Source organism: Variovorax sp. PAMC28562 (genome assembly GCF_014303735.1).
Lineage (GTDB): Bacteria > Pseudomonadota > Gammaproteobacteria > Burkholderiales > Burkholderiaceae_C > Variovorax.
Window position 1 is genome coordinate 2,412,643 of sequence record NZ_CP060296.1, and the last position, 13,754, is coordinate 2,426,396.

Genomic DNA, 13,754 nt, shown 5'->3' on the forward strand with positions numbered 1-13,754 from the left:
CCCATGTCGCGCAAGACACGTGCCACATGCCATGCTCCCGACTGGCACGCAACTGGCTTGCCACGCGGTCTGTCCAACTCACACCACTTTTTGCGATGACTCTGATCTTCCACATGATTGTCGGTGCGCCCGACCCGGTCGCACCCTTCAGCCACGCCGTCGAAGCCGATGGCTGGGTGTTCGTCACCGGGCAGATGCCCTTTGTCGGCACCTCGCTCGATTCACCCTATCCCGACGGCATCGAGGCGCAAACACGCCAGGTGCTGAAGAACCTGCAGGCCGTGCTGGCCGGTTGCGGCCTCGGCCTGGAGCACGCGGTGTCGGTGCGCATCTACCTCACCCACTTCGATGCCGACTACGCAGCCATGAACGCGGTCTACGCCGACCACTTCGCGAGTGGGCGGCGACCTGCCCGAACCTGTATCGGCGTGACGGGTCTGGCCAAGGGCGCACGCATCGAGATCGATCTCGTGGCGCGACGTCCAAGTGAGCCGGTCAAGGCGGGTCTCCCCGTGTAACCGGCCCCAATCCACCGGCAGTCGCCGGCGGCTCGTGCTTTGTCGACAGACACCCCTGCGCAGCCAGTTCGCGCAAGACCCGCCTCCTGCCTTTGCCTAAGCTGCCTCATCAGCATCGTGCCGTACACCGGCCAGGCAACCACACATGGCAATCATCGAGACGACCGTTTCTCCCGGCAGCGACGCCTTCGAGGCCAATCGCAGCGGCATGCTGGCGTTGCTGGAGCGCGTGCGCGGCTACGAACGGCGCAGCATCGCCACCTCGGCCAAATCGCGCGAGCGCTTCGAAAAGCGCGGCCAGTTGCTGCCCCGTGAGCGAGTGTCGCTGCTGCTCGACCCGGGTACCTCGTTCCTTGAAATCGGCTCGCTCGCAGGGCTCGGGCTCGACAACGAAGACCTCGAAAAGAGCGTGCCGGGTGGTGGCGTGATCGGTGGCATCGGCTGGGTGTCGGGCGTGCGCGTGATGATCAATGCATCGGACTCCGGCATCGACGCCGGCGCGCTGCAGCCGATGGGCATTCCCAAGCAGTTGCGCATGCAAGAACTGGCACTCGAAAACAAGCTGCCGTACGTGCAACTGGTGGAGAGTGCCGGCGCCAACCTTATGACCTACAAGGTCGAAGAGTTCATCACGGGCGGCAACCTGTTTCGCAACATCGCGCGCATTTCTGCCGCGGGCTTGCCGGTTGTCACGGTGACGCATGGCTCGTCGACGGCTGGAGGCGCCTACCAGACCGGCCTGTCGGATTACATCGTGATGGTTCGCGGCCGCTCGCGGGCCTTCCTGGCCGGGCCGCCGTTGTTGAAGGCCGCCACCGGCGAGGTCGCGACCGAAGAAGAACTCGGCGGCGCGCTGATGCACACGTCGATCTCCGGCCTCGGCGATTACATGGCCGAAGACGACCGCGACGCCATCCGCATCGCACGCGAGATCCTCGCCAACATCGACTGGAATCGCGACGCCGCCAACGCCCCGGCGCGCGCCTTCAAGCCGCCACGCTACGACGCCGAATCCCTGCTCGGCATCATGCCGATGGACCACAAGCGGCCGGTCGACATGAAGCAGGTCATCGCGCACATCGCCGACGACTCCGAGTTCCTGGAGTTCGGTGAGAACTACGGCGGCGCCACCGTGGTCGGCCACATCAAGATCGAAGGCATGCCGCTCGGCGTGGTGACCAACAACGGCCCGATCGACCCGGCTGGCGCGACCAAGGCCACGCACTTCATCCAGGCCTGCTGCCAGTCGAAGACGCCCATCCTGTACCTCAACAACACGACCGGTTTCATGGTCGGCAAGGACTACGAAGAGGCCGGCATCATCAAGCACGGCTCCAAGATGATCCAGGCCGTGACCAACGCCACCGTGCCGCAAATCACCCTCTATTGCGGTGCCTCCTTTGGTGCCGGCAACTACGGGATGTGCGGCCGCGGCTTTCACCCGCGCTTCTGTTTCTCATGGCCCAACGCCAAGACCGCGGTGATGGGCGGCGAGCAAGCGGCCAAGACCATGGTCATCGTGACCGAGGCCGCCATGAAGCGCAAAGGCGAGGTCGACCAGGCCAAGCTCGACGCGATGGAAAAGCGCATCGTCGATCACTTCGACAGCCAGATGAGCGTGTTCACCACGAGTGCGCGCCTGCTCGACGACGGCGTGATCGACCCGCGTGATACACGCGAAGTCTTGGTCAAAGTGCTGTCGATCTGCCGCGACGCCGAAGCCCGAGAACCGCAAAAGATGCAGTTCTCGGTGGCCCGTCCCTGAACCGAAAAGGAGTCTGTCATGCAACTCACCCCTGAACACGACACACTGCGCGACACGCTCAAGCGCTTCATCGACAAGGAGGTCAATCCTTGCGTCGACGAGTGGGAGAAGGCCGAAATATTTCCGGCGCACCAGGTCTTCAAGCGGCTCGGCGAACTGGGTTTTCTGGGCCTGACCAAGCCGGTCGAGAACGGCGGATCGGGACTCGACTACTCGTACGGCGCGGTCATGGCCGAAGCGCTCGCGCACATGAACTGCGGCGGCATCCCGATGGCGATCGGCGTGCAGACCGACATGGCGACGCCGGCCCTCGCGCACCGTGGCAGCAAGGAGTTGCGCGACGAGTTCCTTGCGCCGGCCATCAGCGGCGACTACGTGGCCTGCCTTGGCGTGTCGGAGGTCGGCAGCGGTTCCGACGTGGCCTCGGTCAAGACCACGGCGCGCAAGGTCGATGGCGACTACGTCATCAATGGCGGCAAGATGTGGACGACCAATGGCACGCAGGCCGACTTCTGCTGCGTGTTGGCCAACACCTCTGAAGGTTCGTCGCATCGCAACAAGTCGCTCATCGTGGTGCCTATGAAGACGAAGGGCGTAAAGGTTGCGCGCAAGCTCGAGAAGATGGGCATGCACTCGTCCGACACGGCGCAGATCCACTTCGACGATGTGCGCGTGCCGCAGCGCTATCGCATCGGCGAAGAGGGCATGGGGTTCATCTACCAGATGGAGCAGTTCCAGATCGAACGGCTGTGGGGCGCACTCAACAGCGCCGGCATGGCGCGGCGCGCCATCGACACCACCATCGCCTACACGCGCGACCGACAAGCCTTCGGCCGCTCGATCCTCGACAACCAGTGGGTGCACTACAAACTGGCCGAGCTGCAGACCGAGGTCGCTTGCCTGAAAGCCATCTGCTGGCAAGGCGTCGAAGAGGTGGTGGCCGGCACCGATGCCACGCGCACCGCCACCATGGCCAAGCTCAAAGCTGGCCGTGTCATCCGCGAAGTGGCCGATGGTTGCTTGCAGTTCTGGGGCGGCATGGGCTACATGGACGAGAGCCCGATTTCGCGCATCTTCCGAGACGGCAGGCTGACCTCCATCGGCGGTGGCGCCGACGAAGTGATGCTGCAGATCCTCGCCAAATTCATGGGCACTTTTCCGGCCCCGAACGCCGTATAAATCGTCAGACGAACGCCCATGACCGCAACGAATTTCAGTACCGCCGCGAACGCGTCATCATCTTCCGCGCTGTCGTTGACACCGTTCCGGAAAGTGCTCATCGCCAATCGCGGCGAGATCGCGCTGCGCATCATCCGCAGCGCCCGCGCGCTCGGCTATCGCACGGTGGCGGTTTACTCGACGGCCGATGCCGACGCGCGCCACGTGCGCGAGGCCGACCAGGCGGTGTGCATCGGAGAGCCGTTGCCGGCCCAGTCGTACCTGTGCATCCCCGCCATCCTCGAGGCCGCGCGATTGAGCGGTGCGGACGCGGTGCATCCCGGCTACGGCTTCCTGGCGGAGAACGAAGGCTTCGCACAGGCTTGCAAGGACGCGGGACTTGTCTTCATCGGCCCGTCGGCCGAGGCCATCGTGTCGATGGGCAACAAGGCCGGTGCCAAGACCTTGATGATGGCGGCCGGCGTGCCGTGCATCCCGGGCTACCAGGGCGAAGACCAGAGCGAAGAGCGGCTTGCCAAAGAGGCCTCGCGCATCGGCTTCCCGGTGATGATCAAGGCGACCGCCGGCGGTGGCGGTCGCGGCATGCGTCTCGTGCCATCGGCCAAAGAGTTCGGCGAGCTGTTGCGCAGCGCACGCTCCGAAGCGCAGAGCGCATTTGGCGATCCGGAAGTGATCCTCGAGCGCGCCATCGTCGAACCGCGCCACATCGAAATCCAGGTGTTCGCCGACCGTTACGGCAATGCGATCCATCTGGGTGAGCGCGATTGTTCGGTGCAGCGCCGCCATCAAAAGCTGATCGAGGAAGCACCGTCCCCGGCCGTCGATGCCGACCTGCGGGCCCGCATGGGTGCCACAGCCGTGGCCGCGGTCAAGGCGATTCGCTACGAGGGCGCGGGCACCCTCGAATTTCTGCTCGACAGCGAGGGCAACTTCTATTTCATGGAGATGAACACGCGGCTGCAGGTCGAGCATCCGGTGACCGAAGCCATCACCGGACTCGATCTGGTGGCAATGCAATTGCGCGTGGCAGCGGGGGAGCCATTGCCCATCACGCAGGAGCAAGTCACCTTCGCCGGCCACGCGATCGAGGTGCGCCTGTGCGCCGAAGACGCAGACAAAGGCTTCATGCCACAGAGCGGCACCATGGCGCTGTGGCACATGCCGACGCAGTTGCGCGTCGAGCACGCGATGCGTTCGGGTGCGAAGATCCCGCCGTACTACGACTCGATGATCGCCAAGCTCATCAGCCATGGCGACAACCGCGAGGCGGCGCGCCGCAAACTGATGGCGGGGCTCGAAGACGCGGTCGCCCTGGGCGTGACGACCAACCAGGCGTTTTTGCATCGATGCCTCGGTCATGAAGTGTTCGCGGCCGGCGGCGCCACCACCGCTTTCATCGTGCAGAACCAGGATGCGCTGCTGGCAGCCGACACCGATCTGCAAAGCCGCGCCGCCGCCATCTCCGCCGTGCTGTTGTACGAGACGGCCGGTGACCGACGTACCCGCGTACCAGGTCGGCGCATGTCGCACAGCCTGCCGATCTCGTTGCGCTTCGAGGTCGGCGGCAAGCTGACGACCGCGGGCGTCGTGCTTACAGGTCAGCGGCATTTCGACGTGACGATCGGTGCGCAGACCACCGTTGTCGAGCTCGACGAGGTCACCGACAACGAGGCGCACTTCGTCTGCGATGGCCTGTTCGAGAAGGCGGCCTTCCGCCGCGACGGCGCACTCCTGCTCCTGCACTACCGCGGCGTGCCGGTGCGCATCGAAGACAAGACACGCGCAGCGTCCGCCAGGCAGGGCGACGCGGCGGGCGACGGCAAGTTGCGCGCATCGATGAACGGCCGCGTGGTCGCGGTGATGACGGCGGTCGGCGACTTGGTCGAGGCTGGCCAGCCGATGGTCACGCTCGAGGCCATGAAGATGGAACACATCCACGCCGCACCGGTGGCCGGCAAGGTGACCGCACTGCATGTGAAGACCGGTGACCAGGTGGCGGCGAGCCGCGTGGTGGTGGAGATCGAAGCGACGGTGAAAGAGCCTGCCACCGCGCCCGCCTGAAGACGCGAGGCGGCGCCGGCGACGAACGAGATCGAAGGAGACAGACAAGCGATGACCGAAACGACACTTCACCCGGAACCAACCGAGCCGGCCGTGCTCACCGAAAAGCGCGGCCACGCGATGTGGATCACGATCAACCGGCCCGACAAGCGCAACGCCATCAACAAGGACGTGGTCGCGGGCATCCGCGATGGCTGGCGGCAGGCGCATGCCGACAAGAATGTGCGCGTCGTCGTGCTGACCGCGGCGGGCGAAAAGGCGTTTTGCGCCGGCGCCGATTTGCAGCCCGACGCAGGCTTCGCGTTCGACCTGTCGCAGCCGAACATCGACTACGCCGACATGCTGCGCGAAGTGCAGAACGCCACCCTGCCCAGCATCGCGCGCATCAACGGCGTTTGCATGGCCGGCGGCATCGGCTTGCTCTGCATGACCGACATGGCGATTGCCGCCGACCATGTTCAGTTCGGCTTGCCCGAAGTCAAGATCGGCCTGTTCCCGATGCAGGTGCTGAGCCTGCTGCAAGCCATCGTGCCGCGCCGCACTGTGCGCGAGTGGTGCCTGACCGGCGAGCCTTTCGGTGCCGACGAGGCGAAGGAAGCCGGGCTGCTCAACCATGTCGTGCCGACGGCCGAGCTCGATGCCAAGACGCAGTGGTTGATCGACCGGCTCGTCAACAAATCGCCGACCGCGTTGCGCCGCGGCAAGTACGCGATGCGCGTGTTGTCGTCGATGTCGTTCGACGAAGGCATCGCGTTCACCGAAAGCCAGATCGCGCTGCTCGCCATGACCGAAGACGCGAAAGAAGGCCTGGCCTCGTTCAACGAAAAGAGAAAGCCGGTATGGACCGGACGCTGACCACCGCGACCACCGCAAAGATCGCCGATGCGGCCACCACCGGCAGCGCTCACGCGGTCGGCCTGGCCGAATGGCTCACCCGCCGTGCCGCGCGCGCACCGCACAAGCCCGCGCTGACCTGCAACGGCACTACTTGGAATTGCGGCGAGCTAATCGATCGCATCGAGCGCACGTCGGCGGTGCTGGCGGCCGGTGGCGCGAAATCGCGTTTGCTAACCTCTTCAAGCGCCTCTCCGGCGCGCTCTAGGTGATTTCCAATGACTGAAAACGTGAACTCGACGACCGCTTCCGGCGCGCTGGTGTCCCTGGTCCGCCACGGCGACATCGCCGTGCTGCGCATCGCCAACCCGCCAGTCAACGCGCTGTCACTCGAGGTGGTCGCAGGCCTGGCCGCTGCTGTCGACGGGTTCGAGGCCGATCGCTCCTATGCCGCGTTGCTGGTGCATTGCGAAGGCCGCACCTTCGTCGCAGGCGGCGACATCACGTCCTTCGACGACCCGAACTTCTCGGCGGCGCTCTACAACGGCACGCTCGGCCGCATCGAGGCGCTCGACCGTCCGGTGGCGGCCGCCCTGCACGGCACCGTGCTCGGCGGCGGCCTTGAACTGGCGCTGGCGTGCCACTACCGCGTGGCGGTGCCCAGCACCAAGCTGGGCCTGCCCGAAGTCAAGCTCGGCATCCTCCCAGGCTCGCTCGGCACGCAGCGCCTGCCGCGGGTCGCCGGCATCGAACTGGCGCTCGACCTCATCTCCAGCGGCCGCAGCATCGACACCGGTGCGGCGTTGAAGGCCGGCATCGTCGACGAGGTGCATGAAGGCAAGCCGCTGGACGTCGGGCTCGCGTACGCGCAAGCGCTGGTTGCACGCAAGGCCGCACCGCGGCGTCTGAGCGCACAACCGGTGTCGCGCGACAGCGTACCCGCCGACTTCTTCGACAAGGCACTGGCGGAGGCCGCAAGCCGCAAGGCGTTCTATCCGTCTGCCCGCAACATCGTGCTCGCCGTACAGGCATCGACGCTGCCCTTCGCCGAGGGCGAAGCGATCGAAGCGCGGCTCTTCGAAGAACTGCGCGTCTCGCCCGAATCCCAAGCGATGCGCCACTTGTTCTTCGCAGAGCGTCAGACCGCGAAGATTCCAGGTCTCGCAAAGGATGTCGCGCTGCGCCCCATCGCGTCGGTCGGCATCCTCGGCGCCGGCACCATGGGCGGCGGCATCGCGATGAACTTCGCCAACGCCGGCATCCCGACAGTGCTGGTCGAAGCCTCCCAGGCTGCGCTGGACCGCGGGCTCGGACTGGTGCGCGCCAACTACGAAGCGAGTGCTGCCAAGGGCCGGCTCACGAGCGAGCAGGTCGAACAACGCATGTCGCTGCTGCGCGGCTCGCTCGACGATTCGGCGCTGGCCGGCTGCGATCTCGTGATCGAAGCGGTGTTCGAGAACATGGACCTGAAGAAGCAGGTGTGCGCGCGGCTCGGCAAGGTCTGCAAGCCCGGCGCCATCATCGCGACCAACACCTCCACGCTCGATGTCGACGTGCTGGCCGAAGCCACGGGTCGCCCGGCGGACGTGGTCGGCATGCACTTCTTCAGCCCGGCCAACGTGATGCGTTTGCTTGAAGTGGTGCGCGGCGCAAAGACGGCGCCCGACGTGCTCGCGACGGTCATGCAGGTGGCCCGCAAGATCGGCAAGGTCGCGGTGGTGTCGGGCGTTTGCTACGGCTTCATCGGCAACCGCATGGCCGAGGTCTACATGCGCGAGGCTGAATTCCTGATGATGGAAGGCGCCAGTCCAGTCGAGATCGACGGTGCGGTCGAAGCGCTGGGCATGGCGATGGGTCCGTGCCGCATGCTCGACATGGCCGGCATCGATGTCGGCGCCAAGACCGTCATCGAGTACGGCAAGGCCGGTGGCCTGCCGCCCGACGACAGCTACCGCGCGGTGGTGCGCACCCTGTTCGAACTCGGCCGCTTCGGGCAGAAGACGGGAGCCGGCTACTACCGCTACGACGGCCGCAAGCCGGTGACGGACCCGGAGACCGCGCGCATCGCCAAAGAGCAGGCAGCCACGCACGGCATCGTGCAGCGCGCCGACATCGGCAAGCAGGAGATCGTCGAGCGCCTGCTGTACCCGCTCATTAACGAGGGCGCGAAGATTCTCGAGGAAGGCATCGCCTACCGGCCCGGCGACATCGACATCGTGTGGACCGCCGGCTATGGTTTCCCGGACCACAAGGGCGGGCCGATGTGGATGGCCGATCGCATCGGGCTCGCGACCATCGCCGAGCGGCTGGCGCACTACGCCGAGGTCCGTGGCAATCCGTTCGGCTACTGGACCGTGTCGCCGTTGCTGGCGCGTCTTGCGAACAGCGGCCAGCGCATCTCCGACTGGCAAGCCGCTGCGGCATTTGCGGAGAAACCTGCGGCGGTCTGGCAGGGGCGTTAGCATTTCAGCGATACGACCTGAAAGCCGCTGACATGACAAACACCGCATCGCCTGAATCGTTGGGCATGTGCTCGAAGCGCCTGGCCCGCATCGACAAGTTCCTGGCCGACCAGTATGTGACGCCCGGCAAGCTGCCGTGTGCCTTGCTGCAGATTGCACGCGGGGGACAACTGGTGCACCAGTCGGTGCAGGGCCATGCCTCGCTCGAAAGCGGCACGCCGCTGCGCGAAGACAGCATCGTGCGCATCTATTCGATGACCAAGCCGGTCACGAGCGTCGCCTTCATGATGTTGGTCGAGGCGGGCTTGGTGGCGCTCGACGATCCGGTGCATCGGTTTATCCCGGCGTGGCGCGACCTGGGTGTCTATCAGTCGGGACTGCCCGGCAATTTCCAGACGAGACCGACGGCTGCGCCAATGCGCATGGTCGATCTGCTACGGCACACGTCCGGTCTGACTTACGGCTTTCAGATGCGCACCAGCGTCGACGCCGCCTACCGGCGCGGCAGGGTCGAGCCCTTCGAGCAGGCTGAAGGGCTGGATGGATTCATCGACGAGTTGTCTCGGCTGCCGCTGGAATTTTCTCCGGGCTCGGCGTGGAACTATTCAGTCGCTACCGATGTGCTGGGCTACCTGATCGGCAAGATTTCCGGCGTTCCGTTCGATGAGTTTTTGCGTCAGCGCATCTTCGAACCACTCGGGATGGTGGACACGGCTTTTCATGTCGGCGAAGACAAGGCTGCGCGTCTTGCCCAGTGCTACGTGAAGTCTGCTGCGGGTGCGCTGGCGCCGGCACCCGGCCGCACATTTCGCGAGCCTCCCGCAGCGCCTTCGGGCGGCGGTGGACTGGTGTCGACGGCCAGCGACTACATGCGCTTCTGCGAGATGCTGCGCCAGGGCGGTGCCTTGGGCGACGTGCGTCTGCTGGGTCCGAAGACGCTGCAACTGATGCGCTCCAACCATCTGCCCGGTGGCCGCGAACTGGCCGACATGGCAGTTTCGATGTTCTCCGAAGCGACCTATGCCGGCGTGGGATTCGGCCTCGGTTTTGCGATGACCACCGACGTGGCAAAGACCGGGCTGGCAGGCTCGGTCGGCGAATACTGGTGGGGTGGACTGGCCTCGACGGCTTTCTGGATCGACCCGGTGGAAGACCTCTGCGTCGTGTTCCTCACGCAACTGATTCCGTCCAGCCTGTATCCGATTCGCCGCGAATTGCGCACCATGATCAATGCCGCCGTCATCGACTCGAGGGCTTGAGACAAAGACGACTTACGCCAACGAGAACGCGGTCATGCGCGGCAGGGTGCGCTCGCCGGTCTTCTGCAAGTGCTTGCGGGTGCGCGTCTCGGCCTTGGCCTGGTCGCCTTCGAGAATCGCCTCGGTGATGGCGCGGTATTCGGTCACCATCGAACGCAGGTCGGCGGTGGTGAGCGAGTGATAGAACTGCGCCCTAAAAAGATGGGCGCGCGCTTGCGGCAGCACGCGATTCAGCTCGCTGCTGTTGGCAATGTCGAACATGACCTTGTAGTAGTTGGCGCGCTCGTCGAGCACACGGTCGAGCGCCTCCGGCGTGTTGGCCTCGATGAGTTTTTGCGCTGCCGCCTCGAAGCGCTTGGCGTTGTTGCCGATCTGTATGTTGGCGGCGGCCAGGCGCGCGGCCAGGCCGGTGAGCACTTCGAGCACGCCGAGCAGGCTGGCGGCATCTTCGCTGTCGAGCGACCGGATCACGGCACCGCGGTGCGGCGTGAGGTCGACCACGCCGCTCGAAGCCAGGATGCGCAAGGCCTCGCGCACTGTGCTGCGGCTCACACCCAGGTCGCGCGTGAGGTCGGCTTCGACCAGCCGCTGCCCGACGGTAAAGCGGCGCATCAGGATGCCTTTGCTGATGGCGTCGGCCACGCGGTCTGGCGTGCTGCGCGGGTGCTGCGCAGCAATCGGCGCCGACGCTTTGACGGCCTTTGCTGCGCCCGCACGCGTCACGGGGGCTGTTGGGGTGTCTTTCATTCGGGCTCGCGCAGTGCAAAAAATGGGGGCCGGGCCGGCAGCGACAGCCGCTAGAAGAGGGCGTCTGTCGCGTCGGCTCCGTCAGGGGAAGCCACAGCGACCACAGAATTAATTGTCTGGCAATGTTTACAGACAGTTGTGACAGGCGGAATCAGGTTCAACCCTGCCGGATGTGCGGTTCAGTCCGGCCGTCGCGGGTCGGTCCCGCGTGTTTCCCTGGGGGCATCAAGGCAGGGTCGCAGCGTGTCGGCACAAGACTGAGCATCGGGGGCTGCCTACGCACTAGGGACGTTGCAACACGCCGCCCTCCAAAATGCGCTCCATATGACCGATGAAACCGCAGCCCCATCGCCAGCCCGGCCTCCGCTGACTTTCCGCGAGGCCTTCGCTTACTGGCTCAAGCTCGGCTTCATCAGCTTCGGTGGACCGGCCGGGCAAATCGCGCTGATGCACCAAGAGCTGGTCGAGCGGCGCCGCTGGATTTCGGAGGGGCGCTTTTTGCATGCGCTCAACTACTGCATGCTGCTGCCCGGGCCGGAGGCGCAGCAACTGGCCACCTACATGGGCTGGCTGATGCATCGCACGTGGGGTGGCGTCATCGCAGGTGGGCTTTTCGTGCTGCCGTCTTTGTTCGTGATCATCGGGCTGTCGTGGGTCTACATGGCCTTTGGTCATGTGCCAGCCATCGCCGGCGTGCTCTATGGCATCAAGCCCGCGGTAACCGCCATCGTCGTCTTCGCGGCGTACCGCATCGGCTCCCGTACGCTGAAGAACGCGTGGCTTTACGGCATCGCGCTCGCAGCGTTCGTCGCCATCTTCGCATTCAACATGCCGTTCCCGCTGATTGTTTTGGTGGCTGCCGTGATCGGCTATGTCGGTGGGCGGAGGGCGCCGGGCAAGTTTTCGAGCGGCGGTGGCCACGGGCAAGGCGCGGTTTCGTCGGTGCCGGCATGGATCGATGACGACACGCCGGTGCCACCGCACGCCCTCTTCAGTTGGTCGCGCATTCGACGGGTCACTGCGGTATCGCTCGGCCTCTGGGCTGCCGCCATCGGCGCGCTGACCGTGGCCTACGGATGGGACGCGGTGCTGACGCAGATGGCGTGGTTCTTCACCAAGGCCGCTCTGCTTACCTTCGGCGGTGCCTATGCGGTTCTTCCTTACGTCTATCAGGGCGCGGTCGAGACGCAGCACTGGTTGACGGCGTCTCAGATGATCGACGGGCTGGCGCTGGGCGAAACCACGCCGGGCCCACTGATCATGGTCGTGGCATTCGTCGGATTCGTCGGCGGGTGGAGCAAGGAGATCTTTGGTGCGGGCTCGCCGTTTCTGGCCGGTACAGTGGCAGCGACGGTGGTCACGTTCTTTACTTTTTTGCCGTCGTTCTTTTTCATCTTCGTCGGCGCGCCTTTCATCGAATCGACGCACGGAAAGATCAAGTTCACCGCGCCGCTCGTGGCGATCACCGCCGCCGTGGTGGGCGTCATCGTGAACCTGGCGGTGTTCTTCGCGGTCCATGTGCTGTGGCCGCTGGGAGTGGCGGGGCGCTTCGAATGGGCGGCGGCAGTGATCGGCGTGCTGGCGGCGATCGCGCTGTTCCGTTTCAAGGTCGGTGTCATCAAGGTCATCTTGGTCGCCGGGCTGCTCGGCATGGGCTGGCAATTGATGCGCTGAGGCCCCCCGTTTTGCGCCGGTCATCTCGTTCGGTAGATGCCGCGGATATCTCACGGGTGTCGGACAAACCCTAGTTGATTGTCTGACAATCTCTTCGTACCATTTTGGCATGCAAGGTCATGCGCAATGAATGGTTTTGGTGACTTCGATGTCGCACGGCTCGAGGTCTGGATGCGCGAGCGCATCGACGGCTTTCGGGCGCCGCTGACGCTCAGTCGATTCAAGGGCGGTCAGTCGAATCCGACTTACCTGGTCACCGACGCGGCGGGCCAGCGCTACGTGTTGCGAAAGAAGCCCGATGGCGAGCTGTTGCCCTCGGCCCATGCGGTCGACCGCGAATTCCGCGTGATCGATGCGCTGCGTGGCACCGATGTGCCAGTCGCCAGCGCACGTGGGTATTGCGACGATGCCAATGTCATCGGCACGCCGTTCTACGTGATGGACTTCGTCGATGGCCGCATCCTCTGGGACCCGGCGCTGCCGGGGCTGGGCAATGCCGAACGCACCGCGATCTACGACGGCATGAACCGCGTGGTCGCCACCTTGCACCGTGTCGACTACAAGGCGGTCGGCCTGGCGGACTATGGTCGCGCTGGTAACTTTTTCGACCGGCAGATCGGCCGTTGGACAAAGCAATACCAGGCGGCCGCGGCCGACGATCCGATCCCCGCGATGGAGCGGCTCATCGAGTGGTTGCCGTCACATGTTCCACCCGGTGCGCAAGACGAGACGTGCATCTTTCATGGCGACTTGCGCATCGACAACATGATCTTTCACCAGACCGAACCGCGTGTGCTGGCGGTGCTCGACTGGGAGCTGTCGACGCTCGGCCATCCGCTTGCGGACTTCGCGTACCACGCACTGCCGTGGCGCCTCACGGCAGCTGAGTTTCGCGGCATGGCGGGCACAGACTACGCGGCGCTCGGTATCCCTGATGAAGCCACCTACCTGATGACGTACTGCAAGCGTGTCGGACGCGAGCCGATCGACCCGGCGCATTGGGAGTTCTACCTGACGTACAGCATGTTCCGGTTGGCCGCCATTCTTCATGGCATCTCGAAGCGTGCGCGCGATGGCACGGCCTCCAGCGCCGAAGCCATAGAAACGGGAGCGCGGGCACGGCCGATAGCGGAGGCGGCCTGGCGACAAGTCGAGGCGCACTTTTCGCGCGGCGAGCGCTAGCGGCGCGCCATAGAAAGCGCATCAGGTTCTTCAGTCAACGTTGTTGTTTGCAACACCCTTCGAAAGGTTCTCG

The 13,754-nt window shown here is 64.9% G+C and carries 11 protein-coding genes; 10 read left to right on the forward strand and 1 reads right to left on the reverse strand.

Annotation, left to right across the window (positions count from 1 at the left end):
* Nucleotides 1-95: 95 nt before the first annotated feature.
* From H7F36_RS11380 to H7F36_RS11415, 8 genes are all read left to right on the forward strand, one after another.
* A complete protein-coding gene (locus tag H7F36_RS11380) occupies nucleotides 96-518 on the forward strand; it encodes a RidA family protein (protein ID WP_187050939.1) in 423 nt (140 codons plus the stop codon).
* 145 nt (nucleotides 519-663) lie between these two features.
* A complete protein-coding gene (locus H7F36_RS11385; RefSeq protein ID WP_187050940.1) occupies nucleotides 664-2,283 on the forward strand; it encodes an acyl-CoA carboxylase subunit beta in 1,620 nt (539 codons plus the stop codon).
* 18 nt (nucleotides 2,284-2,301) lie between these two features.
* Entirely contained in the window at nucleotides 2,302-3,462 is a 1,161-nt protein-coding gene (locus H7F36_RS11390) for an acyl-CoA dehydrogenase family protein (protein ID WP_187050941.1), read from the forward strand.
* 18 nt (nucleotides 3,463-3,480) lie between these two features.
* Complete coding sequence (locus H7F36_RS11395; RefSeq protein WP_187050942.1) at nucleotides 3,481-5,523, forward strand: acetyl/propionyl/methylcrotonyl-CoA carboxylase subunit alpha; 2,043 nt, start codon at nucleotides 3,481-3,483, stop codon at nucleotides 5,521-5,523.
* 51 nt (nucleotides 5,524-5,574) lie between these two features.
* Nucleotides 5,575-6,378, forward strand: a complete 804-nt coding sequence (locus H7F36_RS11400; protein WP_187050943.1) for an enoyl-CoA hydratase/isomerase family protein — start codon at nucleotides 5,575-5,577, stop codon at nucleotides 6,376-6,378.
* Nucleotides 6,363-6,629, forward strand: a complete 267-nt coding sequence (locus tag H7F36_RS11405) for a hypothetical protein (RefSeq protein ID WP_187050944.1) — start codon at nucleotides 6,363-6,365, stop codon at nucleotides 6,627-6,629. Before H7F36_RS11400 ends, H7F36_RS11405 begins: the two co-directional genes overlap by 16 nt.
* An 18-nt stretch (nucleotides 6,630-6,647) precedes the next feature.
* Nucleotides 6,648-8,819, forward strand: coding sequence for a 3-hydroxyacyl-CoA dehydrogenase NAD-binding domain-containing protein (locus H7F36_RS11410; protein ID WP_261802241.1), 2,172 nt, complete (start codon nucleotides 6,648-6,650; stop codon nucleotides 8,817-8,819).
* Between the two features lie 32 nt (nucleotides 8,820-8,851).
* Entirely contained in the window at nucleotides 8,852-10,078 is a 1,227-nt protein-coding gene (locus tag H7F36_RS11415) for a serine hydrolase domain-containing protein (RefSeq protein WP_187050946.1), read from the forward strand.
* 12 nt (nucleotides 10,079-10,090) lie between these two features.
* On the opposite strand, the gene H7F36_RS11420 is transcribed toward H7F36_RS11415, so the two are convergent.
* Nucleotides 10,091-10,825, reverse strand: coding sequence for a GntR family transcriptional regulator (locus H7F36_RS11420; protein ID WP_187050947.1), 735 nt, complete (start codon nucleotides 10,823-10,825; stop codon nucleotides 10,091-10,093).
* Between the two features lie 324 nt (nucleotides 10,826-11,149).
* Between H7F36_RS11420 and chrA the strand changes: the two genes are divergently transcribed.
* Both chrA and H7F36_RS11430 read left to right on the forward strand, forming a co-directional pair.
* Complete coding sequence (gene chrA, locus H7F36_RS11425) at nucleotides 11,150-12,499, forward strand: chromate efflux transporter (protein ID WP_187050948.1); 1,350 nt, start codon at nucleotides 11,150-11,152, stop codon at nucleotides 12,497-12,499.
* A gap of 126 nt (nucleotides 12,500-12,625) precedes the next feature.
* Entirely contained in the window at nucleotides 12,626-13,681 is a 1,056-nt protein-coding gene (locus H7F36_RS11430) for a phosphotransferase (protein ID WP_187050949.1), read from the forward strand.
* Nucleotides 13,682-13,754 lie beyond the last annotated feature (73 nt).